This is a genomic window from Cellulomonas fimi (assembly GCF_012952065.1).
GTDB lineage: Bacteria > Actinomycetota > Actinomycetes > Actinomycetales > Cellulomonadaceae > Pengzhenrongella > Pengzhenrongella fimi_A.
The window spans coordinates 1-20,917 of the sequence record NZ_JABCJJ010000021.1 but is presented as its reverse complement, the minus strand read 5'-3'; the positions used below and the strand labels follow the sequence as shown (position 1 = coordinate 20,917).

The following is a 20,917-nucleotide window of genomic DNA, read 5'->3' as shown; positions in this document are numbered from 1 at the left end:
CGAGATTCCCCCGATCGGGTGCGCGCTCGGCCACTGGCGCTCGGCTACTGGTAGGTGACGAGGTCCGGCACCGGGGTCACGGTCTGGACCGTCTGCTCGGGTGTGAGCATCGGCTTGTCCTCGTCGTAGAAGTTCTTCCAGCCCCACGCGACACCGGCCGGCGCGTCCTGGTGCAGCACGCGCCAGGTGTCCTGCTTCGCGACCTGCCCGCCCTGGCCGTCGGCGTGGATGACGACGGCGAGCTCGGGGCGCGTGACGTCGATGGCCGCGCGGTCGGGCAGCATCCGCAGCTGGAACTGGTGCAGCACGAGCATCTTGGGCGGCAGGTCGTTGGCGTTCGTGAGGTCGGCGAGGTACGTCACGACCTGGTTGACCTCCGCTGCACCGACCGAGCCGATGCGCTGGAGCGGGACCTCGTCCGGGCCGAGGCGCCACTCCGGGTCAAGCGCGAGCCCGACGTTCGGCCGCAGCAGCAACTCCTCGTAGAGCCTGGCCTGGCTGAGGAAGTCGGCGCGTCCGGGCTGCAGGTCGAGCACGACGTACATGCCGGCGGCGGCCGCCTCGTCGACCCAGGGGCGCAGGAGGTCCACGGACTGCTCGTTCGAGTAGTTTCCGTCGTCCCCCGGACCCGCCGAGGCCACCGTGGCGATGATCTCGAACGTCGGGACCACGGTCTTGGCCGTCATCGCCTGGTAGGGCGCCGCGTGCTCGCGGGCGCGCTGCACGGCCGCGGTGACCGGCTGCTCGCCGAGCACGCCGAGGGCGCCGGTGGCCGGCGTGCCGTAGAGCGCGACGTACTGGCGTTGCGGGAACAGCAGCTGGCCGCCGCCGAGCAGCTGCGCGCCGCTGCGTGCCGAGCGCACCTTCCAGTCGAGGGCGGGCTCCGCGCCGAATGCTGCGCCCACGGCGAGGGTCTTCGGCGCCGCGGCCGCCTGGAGCGCCTCGATGACGCCGGCATGGGCCTGCGGGTTCGGGGCCGACGCCGGGACCAGGTGCACCGAGACCTCGGCGGCTCGGGCGGTGGCGATCGCGGCGACGTGCAGCGGGTCGTCGATCGCGAGCGCGACGACGTCGGTCACCGGGGCGCCTCGCGTGACGGTCGTGAGGTCCGGGAGCTGGTCGTCGTTCGCGACGGGTGTGGTGGACGGGGACGTGGCGCTCGTCCGGGCGTCACTCGGCGCGGTGCCGCTCGGCGCGGTGCCGCTCGGCGCGGCCGTGGCTGGGGCGGTCCCGGGCACGAGCGCGGCCACCTCGGCCGCGAACGTCGCGGGGTCGGCCGGAGCGGGGGCCTCGACCGCGAGCCCGGTCGCCTGGGCGAGCGCGGCGGCGGTGGCCTCGCTCCGGACGACGACGACGTCCTCGTCACCGCCGGTCGCGTCGGGGCCGGTCCCGTCGCCGCCGTCGGTGGCCCCGGACGCGGACGACGCCGTCGGCCCAGGTGAGGCGGTCGCGTCGCCGTCCGCGACGTCGTCGGCGGCGAACCCCGCGACGTCGCCCACCACGACGACCGCCGAGACAGCGAGCCGCTCGAGCTCGTCGGCGAGCGCCGGGTCGGGGGTGTCCTGCGCGCCGGGCGCGGCGCCGCCGACGAGCAGCGGCACGCCGACGCCGACGGACACCCGGGCCGCGAGTCGCTGCGCCTCGGGCTGGCCCGTCGGCGCCACCACCGCGACCGACGACTTCGCGAACAGCGCGCGGCTCGTGCGCAGCGACGCCGCGACGTCGGTCCCCTCGGCGACGACGGTGAGTGGCGCGGCCGGGCTCGACGTCGTGACGGTGAACGGCTCGGGCGAGGGGGAGGGCGACGGCGAGGTCGAGGGCTCAGCGCTGCGCGACGGCGTCGGCGTCTGGCCGTCCGAGCTGCAGGCACCGACGGCCAGGATCCCGGCGACCGCCACCGCCAGGGCGCGGGTGAGCTGTCGGGAATCTGTCACCGGGACACGCTAGGTCATGTGTCCGCCGTGGTGCCGCGGTCGCGGGTCGCCGGCGAACGCCGTCCGGACGGGAAAGCGGTGACGCCGGCCGCAGGGTGGCCCCAGGATGGCGGGATGCGGATCTCCCCAGCTCTGACTGTGCTGCTGAGGGTGACGCTGTAGCGTCGCCGGTACGCGGGTGGCTTCGAGGGCGGAGGGTCTGGCGATGACCGAGCACCAGGCGAACGACGAGCAGAACGACTTCCAGCACCTCCCGGAGCCGATCCGCCTCGATCAGATGATCGCGACCCAGGAGGTCGATCCCGCGCCCGACCCGCGGATGGGTCGGGACACGGACACCGAGTTCATGCTGAGGAACGCGGGCGCCTGACCGCTGCTTCGTGGCGCCGCCTGCGGACGGCTCAGCGGTAGGCGTCGCGGCGGTGATCCACGGCCACGATGGTGACATCGACTTCTTGGTCGTCGACGACGTAGATGACCCGGTACTGACCCCGCCGGGCCGACCAGTAACCGGCGAGGTCGCGCACCCGCCGCTTACCCACGCGGTGCGGGTTCTCGGCCAGCGGGCCGTTGACGAACTCCCACACGGCGGCGGCGACTGCCTCGGGCAGTGCGTTCTCGATCGCTCGTCGGGCGGGTGAGGCCCAGCGGATGCGGTAGGTCACCGGCGCGGGAACTCGGTCAGCTCGACGGTCGTGCCGGCCTCGATCTCGGCGCCCGCTTCACGCAAATTCGACATCGCTGCCGAGTCGGAGAGGATGTCGACGGTCTCCTCGAGGGCTGCGAGGTCGTCGGGCGAGATGAGAACGGCGGCCGGCTCGCCGTTGCGCGTGATCACGACGCGCTCGTGGGTGTCGTGCACCGAGCTGACGATGGCCGAGAGATGCGCCTTGACGTGAGCAAGCGAGGTCGTCGTAGACATGACCTAAATCGTAGTCACCTGCCCCTCGGCGGGCCAGGATCCGAGCGGATCGTCATGCGGGAACGGCGGCGTTCGGGTCGCCGCTGCGTGCCGGCGGGTGTCGGCGTACTACCTGTCCCGCTGGGGGCTACGACGAGGCGCGGGACAACAATGGCGCGGTGATCCGAGACTGCTGACGGGCTCCCTGCCGCTCCGACCGCGGATGCCTCACGAACGCGGTTCCGGTGCGGTGTCGTCAGCCTACGGAGTCAGGGCGAGGACGCCCGGCAGGTCTCCGAACCGCGCCTTCGCGTCCAAGGACAGGACCGCCCGGGAGTCCTCCACGGCGTGCGCAGCGACGATCAGGTCGTGCGCACCGCGAGGGATGCCTTCACGTCGCACGTGCGCCAGGAGCCGCCCGTGTTCAGCGGCGGTCGCCTCGGTGTAGTCGAGTACGGCGACCGTGGCGGTGATGGCAGCCAGGACGCGTGCACGGTCAGCGGCGCGCCGCGGGTTGTCGGCGAGCTCGATGCCGGTCCGGAACTCGGCAACCGAGACAGCCGCGATCGCAAGGTCGTCCTCGTCCAGCGTGGTGATGTCGAAGCGCTGTCGCTCGTACGCGATCAGGGTGTTGGTGTCGAGGATCAGCCGGCGCGCCATGGGTCGCTCTCGTCGGTGGTGAGCAGCGAGGTCGCTGCGGCGATGTCCGCCTCGAAGTCGTCGTCCAGGCCCGGCGTCCGCGCGAGGGCTTCGCGCAGGGCTCGCCCGGTCGTGGGCGCGACGGGCCGCAGCTCGGCGACGACATGCCCTGCCCGTGTGATGCGGATCGTCTCCCCGCGCTCGACCCGGTCGAGCAGCTCGGAGAACCCGCGTGAGGCGTGAGTGGCAGTGAGGGTTCGCACGCGGGGAGCGTATCAGAATCTCTGATTCCCTCGTCGGCGACCACCGCTTCGCGTGCGGCGTCTCGTGTCGCGGCCGAGGACGGCGAACGGTAGCGCCCCGTCGCTGCGCCCGCGCTCTCCCCGCGAGCCCAGACACACGAGAAGCCGCCACCCCCGGCGAGAGGGATGACGGCCTTCGAGTGCGCGCCAGACCTTGCGGTCCGGCGCGACGTGGAGGTGGCGGGAATCGAAGCCGCTGGAAGGCGTGGCGACACGGCGCTCCGGGGCCCTGACGTACGGCCTCATCTGGTTGTGTTGTCGGGTCACGCTGCGATACGGGGTCGATCGGTTGACGGCGTCAACGGGCTGGGTGCGCTCGGATCGTTGAGATCGCTGCTTCTTCTGACACCGGCCGACAACCAGTGCATCCGGCGAATCTGCGGCGCCGCTGCGTGCAGCAGCTCATTCCTCTCTGTCGAGATCAGAGGCGGGACCAGCTGGCTCCGCGGCCGGTGGAGTCAGCGGACACCTTCCCTGCTGCCTTGAGCTGTCCGAGGGCGATCCGAATGGTCTGGTCGCTGACCCCGGGCAGGGCCGCGCGCACGTCTGCGATGGTGAACCTCGCCGGCGCATGGTGAAGGACGTAGTCGCGGACCCGGTCCTGCTTGCTGCCGCCGGACCGCTCGGCGTCCGTGAGCAAGGCGAACTGCTCGTAGGACCGTGCGACCAGGCCGACGAAGTAGCGCAGCCACGGCCACGGGTTGTGCTTGCCCTCGTGCCACCCCTCGGTGGAGGTGAGCAGCGCCCCGTAGTAGGCGTCGTCGGACGCGGCGATGGACGTCTCCAGCGACACGTATCGGGTGACGTCGTACCCGGCGTCCTGCAGCAGCGCGTTGGTCAGAGCCCGCGTGATGCGGCCGTTGCCGTCCAGGAACGGGTGGATGGTCAGCAGATCCAGGGCGAACAGCCCCACGAGGATCACCGGGTGGTGCTGCCCCGCTGTCTCGGCGGCTCTGAACCGGGCGACGAGCTCCTCGAGGTACCCGGGTGTCTGCCCGACGGACACGGGCGTGAATCGCTTAACCTTCGTCCCGTCGGGCATCTGGTCCACCACAACGTTCTCCGTCTGCTTCAGAGCGCCGCCAGGCAGCTGCGTGTACTGGAACAGCAGCCGGTGCAGGTGCAGCAAGAGGCCCACGTTGAGCGGCCGCCACTGCTCCTGATACAGGTAGTCGAGGGCGGCCCGGTACCCGGCGAGCTCCTGCTCGCTGCGGTTGCGCAGGTGGTCCGCCCGACCGGCGACGATCGCTGCGGCCCGCGCTCGGTCCTCGACGACGACACCCTCGATCGCGGAGGATGCCTCGATGCTGGCTACCCGGGCGCGCGCAGCGAGGGTGGTCAACAGAGCGGGAAGCTTGTCGCGGTACAGCGCCTCGGAGCCGGCGCCGGTGTCGACGATCCTGAGGTCGCGAACGATGGCGAACGGCACGCTCCCGACCAGCGTGTCCAAGTCCACGAAGGACTGCACGATCCCCCCATCAAACCCGAGAAAGATGCTAACGGAGCCCTATCTTGACACGTTTGTCGCGTTGAGTTGGTGTGTCGACGCACCGAGTGCGATGGGGCCGACATCGGGCGCTTGCGAACCTCGGAACGATTCGACGAGGCGGCTCACGCGGTAGTCGGCGTATCCCGGAGGCCATGCAACGATGCGACGGTGTACGTGACCCCGTCGGACGAGGTCGGCCAGCTGCGCGACGAGTTGCGCAGGCTCCGCGCGGAGAACGAACGCCTGACCCGGTTGCTCGATCTGCGCGGACAGGACACCACGCCGGCTCCGGAGCAACCGACAGCGGGGCTCGCACCCAGCGGCGTGGTGACGATGGCCTCCCCCGTGGCCGACAAGCTCGCGCTCTACGCAGACCTGTTCCACGCGCGCACCGACGTGCACGCCGTCCGCTGGGAGAACGCCCGGACCGGAGCCAGCGGGTGGATGCCTGCGGTGGCCGGAGGCTGGCGAAAGGGGATGGACAGCAAGAGCGCCCGGCACCTGCCGCTGACGCCACAGGTGATCGCCTCGCACCTGCTCGGGGACGTCTTCGTGGGGTTGTACCCCCTGCTGCGGGACAACAGCTGCCGCTTCCTCGTCGCAGACTTCGACGGCCCGGCCGCGATGCTCGACGCGCTCGCCTACACGAAGGCGGCGCGAGCCAACGACGTCCCCACCACCCTGGAGATCTCGCAGTCGGGACGCGGCGCTCACGTGTGGGCGTTCTTCGCCGACCGGGTGCCGGCGAGCACCGCGCGAGCGATCGGGACGGCGCTGGTGCACGAGGCGATGGTGCTGCGCGGGTCGATGGACCTGCGCTCCTACGACCGGCTGTTCCCGAACCAGGATGTGCTGCCCGACGGGGGCTTCGGCAACCTCATCGCGGCGCCGATGCAAGGCCGTCGGCGTCAGGACGGCCTGACCTTGTTCCTGGACCTGGGAACGCTCGAGCCGTACGAGGACCAGTGGGCGTTCCTGTCCACGCTCGATCGGCTGAGCTCGCGTGACGCGGCCCTCATCGCACGCAGGGCGAGCCGCGCGGCAGTAGGAGCGGACGTCCGGACGCTGAGCCCCCCGACCGCAAGCAGGGTGCGGCCGCGCCTGCCTGCCGTGGTCCGTGCTGAGCTGGGTGCAGGTCTCGTGCTCGACACGGCGCGCCTCACCCCGGCCGCGATAGCGACGTTCAAGCACGCAGCGTCGATGGCTAACCCGAAGTTCTACGAGCTCCAGCGGTTGCGGAAATCCACCTGGGACACGCCGCGGTTCGTCCGTGGCTACGACGTCACCGTCGACGACCAGCTTGTGCTCCCCAGGGGACTTCGCCACGTGGTCGCCGACATCGTGGAGCGCGCCGGCTCCCGGCTCGACCTGACCGACGTCCGGAACGCGGGCGAGGAGATCGGTGTCGCGTTCCAGGCTGAGCTCAGCGCACCGCAGACCACGGCTGTCAGTGCTCTGCTCGCCCACGACGACGGCGTGCTTGTCGCCCCGCCCGGTTCGGGCAAGACCGTCATCGCCTGCGCCGTGATAGCCGAGCGCTCGACGTCGACACTCGTCCTGGTCGACCGCAAGGCCCTCGCCGAGCAGTGGCGCACCCGGATCACCGAGCTGCTCGGAGTCCGGCCCGGTCAGGTCGGCGGGGGACGACGCAAGCTCACCGGCGTCGTCGACATCGCGATGATGCCTTCTCTGGCCCGGCACGCGGACGTCGTGGAGCTGACGAGAAGCTACGGGCAGATGGTCGTCGACGAGTGCCACCACCTGGCCGCTGCCGCCTACGACCATTCCGTCAAGCGGATAGGCGCGCAGTTCTGGCTCGGCCTGACGGCGACCCCCGACCGGCGCGACGGACTCGGTGACCTGGTGACGTGGCAGCTCGGTCCCATCCGGCACACGGTGACGGACGCGGAGCCGGGCACCCTGACCGAGGCTTGGTCAGCTGAACCGGGTCCACGCCGGGTGCTCCACGTCCATCAGACGCGGTTCTCGGCCGTCGTCGATCTGTCCGAGCCAGGTGCCATCGCCGCGGTCCACGGGGCTCTCGCGGCGGACGAGGAGCGCAACGGGCAGATCGTGAACGATGTGGCCGCCGCGCTTGCCCGCGGACGCAACTGCCTGGTTCTGACCCGCCGGGTCGCACACCTCGACGCCCTCGCGTCGAAGCTCGCCTCGCGTGGGCATGACGCACTCGTGATGCGGGGCGGCATGTCGGTCACCGACCGGAGGGCGGCGGTAGAGCGACTCGCGGCGGCGAACGCGGGCGACGGCGTGCTGGTGCTCGGCACGACGCCGTTCATCGGCGAAGGCTTCGACGCTCCCGCGCTCGACACGCTCTTCCTCGCCGCACCCATCTCGTTCCCCGGGCTGCTGGTGCAATGCGCCGGACGGGTCGTGCGCTCAGCGCCGGGCAAGGCCATCGCCGAGGTGCACGACTACCACGATGCTGCGGTGCCCATCCTTGCGGTCTCCCTGCAGCGCCGGAGGCCCGGGTACCGCGCCCTCGGCTTTGAGCAGCTTGAGAACGCTCGTTCCTGAGTTGGCACGGCTTGCGTTCCATGGTTCTGCGTTCAGACTCGCTCATGTTCACTCCCGAGGAACACCCAGACAAGGTGAACATGCTGATCGACGGCCCCAAGACCGTGCTGGCAGGCCTCCTCGGCATCACCGCCACGCCCGAGCCAAGCTCCGTGAGCGACGCTGCGGTCGACCTCGGCCTTGTGCTCGACACAGGTGCGCGGGGCAAACGCGGTACGCCGTCGTGCCAAGCACGGCCGACGGACCGTCAGCGCGCCACTGCGCGGGCGCCGGACGCCTCGCCATGACACCAACAGATCCCGACGGAATCGACGGCGTCCCGAAGCGATCCGCTGGAACGCGACGGCATCACACGGGACCGAACGGGTGGAGGTGGCGGGAATCGAACCCGCGTCCGATGACTGTGAACCAGGACTTCTCCGGGCGCAGTCTGCTGCGCTTTTCTCAGCCCCAACGATCTAGCAGACATGTCGCTGACAGGCTCAGTCGCCTCAGAGTCCCCCCAACGCCGACGACGAACGTTGGGAGCAGTGGCTCTCTAGATGACGCCAGTTACCGAGGCGAGAGCGAACTCGGACTGACGGACTTCAGGACTCGCTCAGGCGGCGAGTGCGAAGTCGGTGCGCTTGGAATCGGCACCTATTGGTTTGCAGGGAGCGTTGACGAGATAACCCTGCATCCTCGGCCCGCTTCTCCTGGATCGACGATCACCGTCGAAACCGATCACCCCCATGTGCAGTTGTCAATCGCTCCTCCCGCCGGCCGCACGGGGCGGCCGACGCTCGGAGCGTGTCTAGCGTAGTCCTCAACCACCCCCGTCGCAGCAACATTCCAGGCCCCGAGATCGTTGGGCCTCACCCGGTCGGCGGCTCCGTGACACCGTCCGGCGCCGGCTCCATGACGACGACCGGCGGCGGCTCGACAACCGGCACCGCCTCCACCACCTCCACCGCCGTCGTGACCGTCCGCGTGGACCCGCCGCTCTCCGCCCGCACGGTGAGCTCCACCAACCCGGGCACCCCCACGGCCTCGACTCCGGCCACCAAGGTCAACGGCAACGTCAGCTCCGACGAGACGCCGTCGGAGGCGCCGGAGATCTCCGCAACAGAGCACCGCACGCCCGCGTCCCCCGACTCACACACCCACCCCGCCGCCTCGCCGGCCGAGCCCGCCCAGCGCACCCCCGGCGGGAGCGACACGACGGCCTCGACGTCGACCGCCGGCGCCTCGGCCGCGTTGCCGACAGTGAACCCGACCCGAAGCGGCTCTCCGACGACCAGCACCACACCCTCGGGCGCGCCGACCGTGAGCTCCGGCTCCGCCACCGCGACGCTCACCGGCACGACGAGCTCCACCGGATCGACGCCGGCAGCGGTGAGCGTCACGACGACCGCGGCGCCCGGCGCCACGGCGGCGGTGTCCTCCACGCGGACGGGCACGCCGAGGGACGACGACGCACCCGCGGGCAGCTCGGCCAGGCACAGCTGGACCGGCGCGTCGCCGCACTGGACCCAGCCGTCGCCGGCGGGCACGCCGTCCATGACCACGCCGTCGGGCATGGTGAGCTCGGCCCGCAACTCGGTTGCGACCGCGTCGCCCGTGTTGACCATGCCGACGTCGAGCGTCTGCACAGCCCCCGGGGTGAGCGCCACGGTGTCGCCCGGGAACGACACGCTGAGGTTCGCGGGGTCGGGCGCAGGAGCGAGAGGCGGGTCCTCCACCGGAGCGACCACCGCGTCGTTGGTGACGACGGGGGTGACGGCGGGACCCTGCGCTTCCGCGGGCGGCTGCCGATCGCGGGAGCGCGACGTCGGCGGGGCCTGCTCGGCGTCCGGCTCGGGTGTCGGCTCCGGGGTCGGAGGCGGCTCGGCGCCAGGCGGTGGCGGCTCGAGCGCGGGCGCCTCGACCGGCGGCGGCTCGGGTGCCGTCAGGACATCGTCGGCGCCGGCACCGCCGTCGTCCTCCTCCACGGTCTCCTGCGACTCCTCCGGGGCACCGGCGAGACCGGCGTCGTCCTCGGACTGCTGGTCCAGCACCCCGGCGACCGCCAACGACACGGCCACGACGCCGGCGGTGGCCGCGGCCACCACGCCGACCGGGACGGACGACGCCGCCACAGCAGCGCCCGCCGTCTCCGCAGCGGCAACGCCACCGGCAGCCTCGACCACCGGCTCCACCGCCGACCCCGACACTGCGGCCTCCGCCGCCGCTGACTCGCCGACCGACGCCGCCCCGCCCGAGGCGTCCCCAGCCGCCGCCTCCACCGCAGCCACGCCGGCCCCCTCGACGCCGTCCGCACCCGCACCCGCACCCGCACCCGCACCCACCGCCCCTGCACCCGCCATCACGCCGGCGCCCGTGTCCGCACCAGCAGCGGCCGCCATCCCGAGCGCGCCCCCTCCTGAGGCGCCGAGCCCACCAGCGCCCACGGTCACCCCGCCGACCGGCAGCGGTCCCGCCAGCGCGCCGAGCACGCCCGCGCCGATGACGAGCGGCGCGACGACGCCGCGCACGTCGTGGTCGACGTCCTGCAGGTCGCGCGTGGTCGCCCGGCACTGCTCGCAGACGTCGAGGTGCTCGCGCACGCGGGTCGTGTCGCGCCGACCGAGCTGCCCGCGCACGTACCCCGACAGCAGCCCGCGCACCGCCTCGCACTCGGGCGTCGCCGCGGCGTCGAGCCGCGCCAGCAGCCCGTTCCGCAGCCCTTCCCGAGCGAGGTGGGTCTGGGCGACCACCTCCGCCACCGTCAGCCCGAGCAGGCGGCCGACCTGCGCCGGGGGCAGCTGGTCGACCTCCACGTACCAGAGAAGCGCCTGCCACCGTTCGGGCAGGGACGCGAAGGCGGCAGCCGTGGGCCCGTCGTCCGCGTCGACGAGCGCGCCTCCAGCGACCCCGGCGCCGAGCGCGCCCGCAGCGTCGAACCGCGACGGCAGCTCCGACCCGGCCCGCGGGAGGGACGAACCCGCCGCCGGAAGCGCCGAACCCGCATCGCCCGCCCTCCACCGCGCCACGGCGAGCCGGCGGACCGCCGCAAGGAGATGCAGACGGTAGGTCACCTCCGGCCCGGCCCCGCCACGGACCGCCGCGTCGACTCCCGCGAGCGCCCGGCTCACGAGGGCGTCCGCGTCGGCGTCGGACGCCGTGTACTGGCGGGCGACGACGCGGGCCGCGTCACTGTGACGCTGGTGCAACGCCTCCAATGCGCCGGGAACATGGCGCTGCGCCGCGTCCACCAGGTCGACGTCGGAGGGTTCGGCCTTACCTGCCATCTCGCCGTTCTCGGGCACAGGCCTGGCCGAGCCGGCGGGCCGCCCGGGCGCCGCCGCTTCCGCGTGCCTCCCGCGCCCCGCGCTCGTCCCGGGCTCCACGCTCATGTCGCCGCCTCTCCGGGCACCCCCACTGCCCGCTCTGGCCCCCTTTCTCCACCTTTGTCAGCGTGCCACTCGCGTCTCCGGTCGGCGATCCGGACGGATGCGCCACCGCCCGCCCGCCTCTCCCCCGCCCTCGCCGTGCGACCACCGCGCACCCGTACCACCCTGGAGCCATGGACGAGCTCCTCTACCTCCATCGCGTCAACGCCGATCACGTCACCCACCTGGTCGCCGCCGTCGGAGACCACTGGGACTCCCCCACCCCGTGCGCCGACTGGTCCGTGCGCCAGCTCGTCACCCACCTGACCTCCGAGCAGCTCTGGGCGCCCGAGCTGCTCGCCGGCCGGACCCCCGCCGAGGTGGGCGACCGCTTCGACGGCGACGTGCTGGGCGACGACCCCGTCACCTCGTGGCGTCTCGCGGTCGACGCCGCCCTGGCCGCCTTCGCCGCGGACGGCGCCCTCGACCGCACCGTCGAGCTCTCGTCCGGCCCGCGCCCGGCGCGCGAGTACCTCGAGGAGATGGTCACCGACCTGGCCATCCACGGCTGGGACCTCGCCACCGCCCTGCACGTCGACGAGACCATCGACCCGCCGACCGTCGAGCGCCTCCTCATCGAGTGGAGCGGCCGCGTCGACCAGCTGCGTCACAGCCCGATGTTCGGGGACCCGCTCCCCAGCACGCCGTCGGACGACCAGCAGACCCAGCTGCTCGCGCTGTTCGGCCGCCGCGGCTGACGCAGCGGCACGGCCGTGTGATGGACACACCCTCGCAGGTTAGGTAAGGCTTGCTATACCCTCGCGTCCGTGCCGACGCCCGCAACGCTCCTCGCACCCCCGACGGCGGCGGTGCCCTTCGCCGCCGACCTCGCCCGACACGGCGATGCCCTCGCCCTCGTGCACGACGACGAGTCCCTCACCTACGCGGAGCTCGCGGACCGCGTCGGCGAGCTCGCCGCCCGCCTCGGGACGACCCGCCGCCTCGTCGCCGTCACCGTCCGCAACGACGTCGCGTCGATCGTCGCGTACCTCGCCGCGCTGGCCGGCGGGCACCCGGTCGTCCTCGCTCCCGCCGACCGCCCCGAGGCGCTCGACCCGATCCTCGCGACGTACCGCCCCGACGTCGTCGTCCATGCCGGCCGTTCCGCCGGCCTCGCCGAGACCCGGCTCGACGAGCGGCACCCGGGCACCGCGCACGACCTGCACCCCGACCTCGCGCTCCTGCTGAGCACGTCCGGCTCGACCGGCTCGCCCAAGCTGGTCCGCCTGTCGCAGGCCAACCTGCAGGCCAACGCCGAGGCGATCGCCGACTCCCTGGGCATCACCCCGGCCGACCGCGCCGTCACGACCCTGCCGATGCACTACTGCTACGGCCTCTCGGTCATCCACAGCCACCTCGCGCGCGGCGCGACGCTCGTCCTCACCACCCTCTCGGTCGTCGACCCGTGCTTCTGGGACCTCGTCCGGCGCGCCCGCGGCACGTCGTTCGCCGCCGTCCCGTACACGTTCGACCTGCTCGACCGCGTGGGCTTCCCCGACCTCGACCTGCCGAGCCTGCGCTACGTCACCCAGGCGGGCGGCCGGCTCGCGCCCGAGACCGTGCGCCGCTACGCCGAGCTCGGCGCCGCGTGCGGCTGGGACCTCGTGGTCATGTACGGCCAGACCGAGGCGACCGCGCGCATGGGCGTCCTCCCTCCCGGCCTCGCCGCCGAGCACCCCGGAACCATCGGCGTCCCGGTCCCAGGTGGCGCCTTCCGCATCGAGCCGGTCGACGGGCACGACGCCGGGGAGCTCGTCTACGCGGGCCCCAACGTCATGCTGGGCTACGCCGAGAGCCCCGCCGACCTTGCGCTCGGCCGCACCGTCGACGAGCTCCGCACCGGCGACCTCGCGCGGCAACGGCCGGACGGCCTCTACGAGATCGTCGGACGCCGCAGCCGGTTCCTCAAGCTCGTCGGCCTGCGCGTCGACCTCGCGCGGGTCGAGGAGGTCCTCGCCGAGCTGGGCCTTGTCGAGCGGGGCCTCGCCGCGGCGGCGACCGGCACGGACGAGCGCCTCGTGGTCGCCGTCGAGCGCGCCTCCCAGGCCGACCCAGACGACGACGCCCTGGTGAGCAAGGTCCTCGCCGAGCGCCTGGGCCTGCCCCGCGCGGCCGTCGTCGTGCACGGGGTCAGCGCCCTGCCGCGGCTGGCGAGCGGGAAGACCGACTACGCGGCCGTCCTCGCGCTCGACGCCGCGCGGCGGGGCCCGGCCGGCGACACCCGCCCGGCCGACGCCCTCGCCCAGCTTCCCGGCAGCCCCACGCCCGCACCCGTCCCGGCGACGCAGCCCACCGACGCGACCGCCGTCGTCCGCCGCATCTACGCCGAGGAGCTCGAGCACCCCCACGTCACCGACGACGACACCTTCGTCGGCCTCGAGGGCGACTCCCTCTCCTACGTCGCCACCTCGGTCCGGCTCGAGCAGGCGCTCGGCCACCTGCCCGCCGACTGGCACGTCACCCCGATCCGCGACCTCGTCCCACGTCCCGCCACGCCCGCGAGCCCGCTCCGCCGCCGGCTCGCGCGACTCGCCGCGCCGATCGAGACGGGCATCGTGCTGCGGGCGCTCGCGATCGTGCTCATCGTCGGCACGCACGCCAAGCTGTTCGCGTGGCCGGGCACCGCGCACGTGCTGATCGCGCTCGCGGGGTACAACTTCGCGCGGTTCCAGCTCGGCGGCGAGCGACTCCACCGTCTCCGGCGCCAGCTGCGCAGCCTCGCGCGCATCGTGGTGCCGAGCGTCGCGTTCATCGGCGCCGCGTACCTCCTGACGGACCGGTACAGCCTCGCGAACGTCGTACTGCTCAACGCGGTCGTGGGGCCCGAGACGTGGTCGACCACCTGGCAGTTCTGGTTCGTCGAGGTGCTCGTCTACCTGCTCGTCGGTCTCGGCGCGCTGCTCGCGACCCCGTGGGGCGACCGCGTCGAGCGTCGCTTCCCGTTCGGCCTGCCGGTCGCCATCCTCGGCGCGGGGCTGCTCACGCGCTTCGAGGTCGTCGACCCCGGCGTCCCGCACACCGCGCCGGTGCTGTGGCTCTTCGCGCTCGGCTGGGCGCTCTCGCGCACGACGACGACGCCGCGGCGCCTCGCGCTCTCGGTCGTCGCCCTGGTGAGCGTGCCCGGCTTCTTCGACGACCCGCGGCGCGAGGCGGTCGTCCTGGCCGGGCTGCTGCTCCTCGCCTGGGTCCCGACCGTGCGGCTGCCCGCGGTGCTGCACCGCCCGCTCGGCGTGCTCGCGAGCGCGTCGCTGTACGCGTACCTGGTGCAGTGGCTCGTGTATCCCGAGCTCGTGGGGATCCACCCGGCGGTCGCGGTGGTCGCGTCGCTGGTGGCGGGCGTCGCGTACTGGGGCCTCGTGACGCGCGTGCCGGCGCTGGTCCGCCGCAGGGTCCTCACCCGCAGGACCGTCACCCGCAGGACCCTCACCCGCAGGACCCTCACCCGCAGCGCCGGCAGCCGCACCGTCAGGTCACCAGCCGCCGACGCTGCCCCCACCGACGCCGCCGCCTGAGAAGCTGCCGCTGCCCGACGAGCCGGTCGTGCCAGGCGTCGGTGCGGAGATCGACTGCGTCGCGGCCTCGGAGAACTGGTCGACCGACTGCCCGAAGCCGCCGGCCGCCCAGAAGAGCGCAGGGTTGTAGCCCGACGCCCCCGCGTACCACGTCGGCGCCGGGACGCTCGCGCCGCGGGCCGCGGCCTCCTGGAACACGCCCGCCCACTGCTCGGTGATCCCGAACGCGATCGCGTACGGGAGGTACTGGCTGAACAGGTCCTCGCCGGCGGCGATCCGGAGCCGGTCCGGGTCGGCGGTCGCGAGGTACTGCTTGAAGCCGAGGGTCTGCGACAGCACGGCGGTGCCCTCGGCGGTCCGCGCCGGCGCCGCGTGCGCGACCGCGAGCACCACCACGCCGACCACCAGCACCGCGAGGCCCACGAGCCCCCACCGCGTCAGGACGGCGAGGAAGAACGTCAGCAGCAGGCCGACCAGCGTGAGCACCGTGCCGGTGACGTACCAGTTGCGCCGCACGGCAGACGGGTTGCCGCGGAACCAGCCGCGCGCGGTGACGTCCTCGTACAGCAGCCTCTGCACGGCGGACATCGAGCTGGCGAACGTCGCCCTGAGCTGAGTGAGGCTCACGCGGGAGCGGTCCGTGAAGACCGCCTCGAGCAGGGCTCGCTCGTACGGGACGAGCGCGTCGTCGGGAGCGCGCTCACGGATGAGCCGCCAGCTCGACGCGAGCCCGGTCGCGTCGGCGGTCGTGTCCTCGTCGACCTCGCCGTCCTCGCTCTCTCGCTCGCTGCCGTCCTCCCCCTCGGCCGCCCCGGACCGGCCGGGCTCGATCTCCTCGATCCGGAGGTAGCCGCGCACGGCGAGGTCGACGAGCGTCGCCGTCACGTCGTGCGGGTCCGCGCGCTCGTCGACGAGCGTGCCGAGCTGCCCGGGCCGGAAGCCCGCGGGCGGCGCGAGGTGCACCGCGATCGGCATCTCGCGCGAGCTCGACCCCAGGCCGACGGAGGCGACGCCGCCCGACCCGGGCTCCGGCGTCGTGCCCGGGACCTGGTGCAGGTAGCGCGCGTCGCGGCCGCGCTGGCGCACGCGGCCGAGCGCCACCCCGAGACCGACGAGCAGCACGGCCGCGGTCGCCACGCCCGTCCAGGGCGTGAGCGAGAAGGCCTTGCCGAGCTGCCACCGCTCGCGCAGCACCGGCTCCACGTCGCGGAACGTCCCGGCCGGGAACTGGGCGAGCACCGTGAGCGCCTGCCCCTCGGGCAACGCGCCCAGCGCGTACGTCGCGGTCGAGCCGTCGGCGCGGGCGTCGTCGCACGGGTTCCTCGCGCCGCGCGGTCCTGTGACGCACTCGATGCCGGTGAGGTCAGCCGGGCCGCGGACGGTGACGCTCAGGTCACCCACCGGGATCGCGGTGTCGCTGAGCACGTTCCAGAAGAGCTCGTCGTCGCCGCCCGTGGTGCTCGTCCCGTTGACCAGGCCGCGGACCGTGTAGGTGATGCGGTAGCGGTGGACTCCCTCGACGTCGTCCACGTCCTCGTCGCCGATACGGACCTGGAGCCAGCCGCTCTCCTCCTCGAGGTTCACGTCGTCGGGCGCGGCCGCGGGGTCGTCGGACCGGGCGGTCACGTTCGAGTAGGCGAACACGCGGTCGGAGTCGTCGTCGAAGCGCATCGAGGTCGGGAACGTGAGGTACGGCCCGCGCCCCGGGTCGTCGCCGAAGTCGAAGTCGAGGTCGAGGACCACGTCCATGGTGCCGTCGCGCGCGAGGTCCACCTCGACGTCGTACCGCGTGATCTCGTTGCCCGACGTCGCGGCCCCGGCTGGGAGCGCGAGCGCGAGCAGCAGCGCGGCGACCAGCGCGACGACGGCGACGGTCGCCAGGACGAGGCGACGACCGCCGAGCGCGAGTGGGTGCAGCGCCGGTGCGGCCGGCGACGCGGCAGGGCTCGTCACGGGCGTCAGCGGTTGTTGCGGCTGAAGATGGCCCGCCGCGCCTCGCGCTCGTCCTGCTTCTCGCGCAGGGTGTGCCGCTTGTCGTACTCCTTCTTGCCTCGCGCGACCGCGATCTCGACCTTGGCGCGACCGTCGAGGAAGTACAGCGACAGGGGCACGATCGTCTGCCCCCTCTCGCGCGTCTTCGACTCGAGCCGCTCGATCTCCTGGCGGTGCAGCAGCAGCTTGCGCTTGCGCCGCGGCGCGTGGTTGGTCCAGGTGCCCTGCGAGTACTCGGGGATGTGCACGCCCTCGAGCCACGCCTCGCCCCGGTCGATCGAGACGAAGCCGTCGACCAGCGAGGCCCGGCCCGCACGCAGCGCCTTCACCTCGGTGCCGGCCAGCACGACGCCGGCCTCGAGCACGTCCTCGATGAAGTAGTCGTGCCGGGCCTTCTTGTTGCTCGCGACGAGCTTCCGTCCCTGATCCTTGGCCACCGGGCAAGCCTAGGTGACACGCGTGAGCGGGGGACGGCGAGTCCCGGCGGTGGCTGGGCTGGCGGATGGCCGGCGTCGGCGATGGTCCGCGTCGGGCTGGCCGGCGTCGGGCCGGAGGTCGGCCCGCAGCGACCGGGTCGACCGGGCCCCACCGACCCGGACAGCCGCGCGCGTGACTCCTGAGACCGCCGGTGCGCGAGGGGCGTCACCCCAGCCCCACGCGCCGCACCCGCCACTCGCGCGGCTGCCAGGTTCGAACGACCGGCCCGTGCCGCGCAAGGGGACGCGGCACGGGCCGGGAGACTACGAGTTGTCCGAGTGATGTGAGCCTGGAGCGTCACCCAGCTCTGACCACCCGCCGGGGCGTGCCCGGGGGTCGGCGGGCAATCAGGCGCCGACGACCTTGACGCCCGTGCTCCAGGTGTTGCCGAGCTGGCCCTGGAGCGCCATGTGGAGGAAGCCCACGCCCTCGAGCTGGTGCGCGCGCTTGAGCGGGCCGGCGTCGAGCGCCCGCATGCCACCGGCCTCGACGAGCGAGACGACCGCGGCCTTCGCTTCGGCGTCGTCGGCGGCGACCAGCACGTCGAGCTTCTGCCCGTCGACCGCTCCCGCGACCAGGGTGCCCGCGAACGTCGTGTTGAACGCCTTGACGACCTTGGCGGCCGGGATCGCCTTCTGGATCTCCTGCGCGGCCGACGAGTCGTCCGGCGTCACGAGGCGGTCGAACGTCGCGAAGTCGACCGGGTTCGTGATGTCGACGACGACCTTGCCGTTGAGCGCGTCGCGCAGCTCGCCCGCCACGCTGAGCGCGGCGTCGTACGGGAGCGCCAGGACGACGACGTCCCCGGCGATCGGCGTCGAGAACGCGCCCGTCGACACTGAGCCGGTGAGCTCGTTCGCCAGCGTGCCGGCCTCCGACTCGTCGCGGGCCAGGATCTGGACGTCGTAGCCGCCGGCGAGGGCGCGGGTCGCGATGCCGCGGGTCATGTTGCCGGCGCCGAGGATGGTGATGGTGCTCAGGGAGGAACTCCTTCTCACGTCAGTGCCGACGCCGCGGGGGGTCCGCGGGCGGCTTGGTCACTTGAACCAACAAGTGCGACGCTACGCGTGATTACTTGAACTGTCAACCTCTTTACTTGAGAGATCAACTGTTACTCGGGTAACATGAACCCCATGGACCAGGACACCCGATGGCTCAGCCAGGAGCAGGAGGATGCCTGGCGCCCTCTCATGGCAGCCATGCTGCTGCTGCCCGGGGCGCTCGACGCCCAGCTCCAGCGCGACGCCGGCCTCACCCACGCGGGCTACGGCGTCCTGTCCGCGCTGTCCGAGGCACCCGAGCGGACGATCCGGCTCAGCCGCCTCGCGCACATGGCGAGCCTGAGCATGTCGCGCCTCTCCCACCTGGTCGACCGCCTGGAGGCCGCGGGCTGGGTCGAGCGCAAACCCGTCCCTGGCGACGGGCGGAGCACGATGGCGGTGCTCACCGAGGCCGGCTGGGACAAGATCGTGGCGACGGCACCCGGTCACGTCGAGACGGTCCAGACCCTCGTGTTCGACGACCTCACCCCGGCGCAGACGCGGCAGCTCAGGAAGATCTTCGAGAAGATCGCGCCCAAGATCGACCCCGAGAACCGCCTGCAGGCCTGCGGGGCGATCCCGGCCGGCCGTTCCCAGGCAGGTCGATGACCTCGAGGCTGCGTCGTCGGCTCAGACCTTCGTGTACCGGCTCAGGGTGACGACCGAGGAGATCGCGGCCAGCACGATGGCGACACCGACGAGGATCGGCGCGATGGACAGCACGTTGCTGGTGTCGATGTAGTCCACGAACGTCACCGACCCCGCCAACCAGTCCGTGACGAGGTACTTCACCCCCAGGTACAGCCCGCCGACCGCGAGGCCCGCGCCGAGGGTCGCGGCGATCGCTCCCTCGAGCATGAAGGGCAGCTGGATGAAGAGGTTGGACGCCCCGACCAGCCGCATGATCCCTGTCTCCTTGCGTCGACTCATCGCGGAGAGGCGGATCGTCGTGGTGATCAGCAGCACCGCGGCGAGCAGCATCACCGCTGCCAGCCCGACCGACAGCAACGTCGCGCGGTTGAGCACGAGGAACAGCGAGTCGAAGATCCGGCGCTGGTCGAGGACCTCCTCGACGCCCTGCCGACCCGAGAGCACGTCCGCGACGACCTGGTACTTCTCCGGGTCGGCGAGCTTGACGCGGTACGAGGCGTTCATGTCGTCCGCCGTCACCGCGGCCGCCCACGGCTGGTCCGCGAGCTTCTCCTGGAACGACTCGAACGCCTGCTCCTTGGTCTCGAAGTAGACGGTCTGGATGTACGGCTCGAGCTCGGGTGACTCGAGCTCGGCCCTGACCGTCTCGATCTGCTCGGGCGTCGCCTCACCGCCCGCGCAGCTCGGCAGCTCCGACCCGCGCGGGCACAGGAAGACCGAGACCTCGACCTTGCCGTACCAGTCGTCCTTCATCTGCGAGATCTGCTGCTGGAGCAGCGCGGCGGCGCCGACGAAGGTCAGCGACACGAACGTCACGAGGATGACCGAGACGGTCATCGACAGGTTGCGCCGTAGACCGATGCCGATCTCGGACAGGATGAACTGCAGTCTCACCGTGAGCTCCTCAGCGTGCCGAGCCGTACACGCCGCGCGACTGGTCACGGACCATCGCACCGGTGTCGAGCTCGATCACGCGCTTGCGCATCTGGTCGACGATCTCGTCGTCGTGGGTCGCCATCACCACGGTGGTGCCGGTCCGGTTGATCCGGTCCAGCAGCCGCATGATGCCGAGGGACGTGGTGGGGTCGAGGTTCCCGGTCGGCTCGTCCGCGAGCAGGATCGAGGGCCGGTTCACGAAGGCACGGGCGATCGCGACGCGCTGCTGCTCACCGCCGGAGAGCTCGTGCGGCCGCCGCTTCTCCTTGCCCGCGAGGCCGACCATCTCGAGCACGTCCGGGACCGTGGTCATGATGTGGTGCCGCGGCTTGCCGATCACCTGGAGCGCGAACGCGACGTTCTCGAACACGGACTTGTTGGGCAGCAGGCGGAAGTCCTGGAACACGACGCCGATCTGGCGGCGCAGGTGCGGCACCTTCCACGTCGACAGGGCCGAGAGGTCACGCCCCGCCACGAACACCTGGCCGCCCGTCGGCCGCTCCTCGCGCATCACGAGGCGCAGGAACGTCGACTTGCCGGAGCCCGAGGTGCCGACCAGGAACACGAACTCCCCGCGCTCGACCTCCAGGGTGACCTGGTCGAGGGCGGGCCGTGCGCCGCGCGCATAGACCTTGGTGACGTTCTCGAATCGGATCACGGGTGCCGGTGGCCAGAGTCGGGGACAGGGATCGTGCAGCGGAGCGTGGCCGTCTCGAGAGTAAGCAGGGCGCGAGCACGATCCTCACCGGACACGCCGCGCCCCACCCGCGAGGACCACGCCGCCGACGACGCCGCGCGGCTTCCGGGCGGATATGCCCGGTTCGAGGTCCTCCCCTCCCCCGACGTGTCAGACCTAGCGCGTGGCCGGGCGCGCGGCAGGTCTGACACGCGGGGAACCGTTTGACGTGTCAGACCTAGCGCGTCCCCGGGCGCGCGCCACGTCTGACACGTCGGGATGCGCTTGACGTGTCAGACCCAGATCCGCGAGTAGTGCGGTTTGGTGGGTGTGTCGCGGAATGAACAGATGCCCCTGATCTGGGAAAATGAGGCTTGTTGAGGTTCTCAGGTCCCAGATCGAAGGGCATCTGTTCGATGGCAA

The 20,917-nt window shown here is 72.3% G+C and carries 18 protein-coding genes and 1 other RNA gene; 6 read left to right on the top strand and 13 right to left on the bottom strand.

Features of this window, described 5'->3' with window-relative positions; all coding sequences use genetic code 11:
* Positions 1–44: 44 nt before the first annotated feature.
* On the bottom strand, positions 45–1,934 hold the full coding sequence (locus HIR71_RS12365; RefSeq protein ID WP_169325378.1) for a hypothetical protein: 1,890 nt from the start codon (positions 1,932–1,934) through the stop codon (positions 45–47).
* 205 nt (positions 1,935–2,139) lie between these two features.
* Here HIR71_RS12365 and HIR71_RS12360 point away from each other — a divergent pair, with 205 nt between their 5' ends.
* A complete protein-coding gene (locus HIR71_RS12360; protein WP_169325377.1) occupies positions 2,140–2,304 on the top strand; it encodes a heme biosynthesis protein HemY in 165 nt (54 codons plus the stop codon).
* 31 nt (positions 2,305–2,335) lie between these two features.
* Here the strand turns inward: HIR71_RS12360 and HIR71_RS12355 are convergent, their stop codons facing one another.
* From HIR71_RS12355 to HIR71_RS12335, 5 genes are all read right to left on the bottom strand, one after another.
* Entirely contained in the window at positions 2,336–2,599 is a 264-nt protein-coding gene (locus HIR71_RS12355) for a type II toxin-antitoxin system RelE family toxin (protein ID WP_169325376.1), read from the bottom strand.
* Positions 2,596–2,856 carry a type II toxin-antitoxin system Phd/YefM family antitoxin gene (locus tag HIR71_RS12350; RefSeq protein ID WP_169325375.1) on the bottom strand — a complete coding sequence of 87 codons (261 nt, stop codon included), beginning with the start codon at positions 2,854–2,856 and terminating at the stop codon, positions 2,596–2,598. The genes HIR71_RS12355 and HIR71_RS12350 overlap by 4 nt, the downstream gene beginning before the upstream one ends.
* A gap of 240 nt (positions 2,857–3,096) precedes the next feature.
* On the bottom strand, positions 3,097–3,495 hold the full coding sequence (locus tag HIR71_RS12345; RefSeq protein ID WP_169325374.1) for a PIN domain-containing protein: 399 nt from the start codon (positions 3,493–3,495) through the stop codon (positions 3,097–3,099).
* The gene (locus tag HIR71_RS12340; protein WP_169325373.1) at positions 3,480–3,737 is read right to left on the bottom strand and encodes a type II toxin-antitoxin system Phd/YefM family antitoxin; all 258 of its coding nucleotides are present in this window, start codon (positions 3,735–3,737) and stop codon (positions 3,480–3,482) included. The genes HIR71_RS12345 and HIR71_RS12340 overlap by 16 nt, the downstream gene beginning before the upstream one ends.
* 460 nt (positions 3,738–4,197) lie before the next feature.
* Complete coding sequence (locus HIR71_RS12335) at positions 4,198–5,232, bottom strand: Fic family protein (RefSeq protein WP_311836262.1); 1,035 nt, start codon at positions 5,230–5,232, stop codon at positions 4,198–4,200.
* A 201-nt stretch (positions 5,233–5,433) separates the two neighbouring features.
* Between HIR71_RS12335 and HIR71_RS12330 the strand changes: the two genes are divergently transcribed.
* Positions 5,434–7,800 carry a TOTE conflict system archaeo-eukaryotic primase domain-containing protein gene (locus HIR71_RS12330; RefSeq protein ID WP_311836261.1) on the top strand — a complete coding sequence of 789 codons (2,367 nt, stop codon included), beginning with the start codon at positions 5,434–5,436 and terminating at the stop codon, positions 7,798–7,800.
* 44 nt (positions 7,801–7,844) lie between these two features.
* Complete coding sequence (locus tag HIR71_RS12325; RefSeq protein WP_169325371.1) at positions 7,845–8,087, top strand: hypothetical protein; 243 nt, start codon at positions 7,845–7,847, stop codon at positions 8,085–8,087.
* A 77-nt stretch (positions 8,088–8,164) separates the two neighbouring features.
* Here HIR71_RS12325 and ssrA read toward each other — a convergent pair.
* Positions 8,165–8,531: a transfer-messenger RNA gene (gene ssrA / locus HIR71_RS12320) on the bottom strand.
* Positions 8,532–8,654: 123 nt separating this feature from the next.
* Entirely contained in the window at positions 8,655–11,174 is a 2,520-nt protein-coding gene (locus tag HIR71_RS12315) for a zf-HC2 domain-containing protein (RefSeq protein WP_169325370.1), read from the bottom strand.
* 170 nt (positions 11,175–11,344) lie between these two features.
* Between HIR71_RS12315 and HIR71_RS12310 the strand changes: the two genes are divergently transcribed.
* Positions 11,345–11,908 (top strand): TIGR03086 family metal-binding protein, encoded by a 564-nt coding sequence (locus HIR71_RS12310; RefSeq protein WP_169325369.1) that lies wholly within the window; start codon positions 11,345–11,347, stop codon positions 11,906–11,908.
* Positions 11,909–11,977: 69 nt separating this feature from the next.
* A complete protein-coding gene (locus tag HIR71_RS12305) occupies positions 11,978–14,722 on the top strand; it encodes an AMP-binding protein (RefSeq protein WP_169325368.1) in 2,745 nt (914 codons plus the stop codon).
* Here HIR71_RS12305 and HIR71_RS12300 read toward each other — a convergent pair.
* The 3 genes from HIR71_RS12300 to HIR71_RS12290 form a co-directional block, all read right to left on the bottom strand.
* On the bottom strand, positions 14,681–16,675 hold the full coding sequence (locus HIR71_RS12300) for a DUF2207 domain-containing protein (RefSeq protein WP_169325367.1): 1,995 nt from the start codon (positions 16,673–16,675) through the stop codon (positions 14,681–14,683). The genes HIR71_RS12305 and HIR71_RS12300 overlap by 42 nt on opposite strands.
* A gap of 5 nt (positions 16,676–16,680) precedes the next feature.
* A complete protein-coding gene (gene smpB / locus HIR71_RS12295; protein WP_169325366.1) occupies positions 16,681–17,151 on the bottom strand; it encodes an SsrA-binding protein SmpB in 471 nt (156 codons plus the stop codon).
* Between the two features lie 387 nt (positions 17,152–17,538).
* Complete coding sequence (locus tag HIR71_RS12290) at positions 17,539–18,189, bottom strand: NADPH-dependent F420 reductase (RefSeq protein ID WP_311836260.1); 651 nt, start codon at positions 18,187–18,189, stop codon at positions 17,539–17,541.
* A gap of 135 nt (positions 18,190–18,324) precedes the next feature.
* On the opposite strand from HIR71_RS12290, the gene HIR71_RS12285 reads away from it, so the two are divergent.
* Positions 18,325–18,840, top strand: coding sequence for a MarR family winged helix-turn-helix transcriptional regulator (locus tag HIR71_RS12285; RefSeq protein WP_169325365.1), 516 nt, complete (start codon positions 18,325–18,327; stop codon positions 18,838–18,840).
* A 21-nt stretch (positions 18,841–18,861) separates the two neighbouring features.
* Here HIR71_RS12285 and ftsX read toward each other — a convergent pair whose 3' ends face one another.
* Together ftsX and ftsE are read right to left on the bottom strand one after the other, a co-directional pair.
* Entirely contained in the window at positions 18,862–19,776 is a 915-nt protein-coding gene (gene ftsX, locus HIR71_RS12280; RefSeq protein WP_169325364.1) for a permease-like cell division protein FtsX, read from the bottom strand.
* A gap of 10 nt (positions 19,777–19,786) precedes the next feature.
* Positions 19,787–20,476, bottom strand: a complete 690-nt coding sequence (gene ftsE / locus HIR71_RS12275) for a cell division ATP-binding protein FtsE (RefSeq protein WP_169325363.1) — start codon at positions 20,474–20,476, stop codon at positions 19,787–19,789.
* Positions 20,477–20,917 lie beyond the last annotated feature (441 nt).

Coding starts and splice junctions, on each gene's coding strand:
- HIR71_RS12310 (WP_169325369.1), top strand. CDS start 11,345: ATGGACGAGCTCCTCTACCTCCATCGCGTCAACGCCGATCACGTCACC.
- HIR71_RS12360 (WP_169325377.1), top strand. CDS start 2,140: ATGACCGAGCACCAGGCGAACGACGAGCAGAACGACTTCCAGCACCTC.
- HIR71_RS12345 (WP_169325374.1), bottom strand. CDS start 3,495: ATGGCGCGCCGGCTGATCCTCGACACCAACACCCTGATCGCGTACGAG.
- HIR71_RS12350 (WP_169325375.1), bottom strand. CDS start 2,856: ATGTCTACGACGACCTCGCTTGCTCACGTCAAGGCGCATCTCTCGGCC.
- HIR71_RS12285 (WP_169325365.1), top strand. CDS start 18,325: ATGGACCAGGACACCCGATGGCTCAGCCAGGAGCAGGAGGATGCCTGG.
- HIR71_RS12315 (WP_169325370.1), bottom strand. CDS start 11,174: ATGAGCGTGGAGCCCGGGACGAGCGCGGGGCGCGGGAGGCACGCGGAA.
- HIR71_RS12325 (WP_169325371.1), top strand. CDS start 7,845: ATGTTCACTCCCGAGGAACACCCAGACAAGGTGAACATGCTGATCGAC.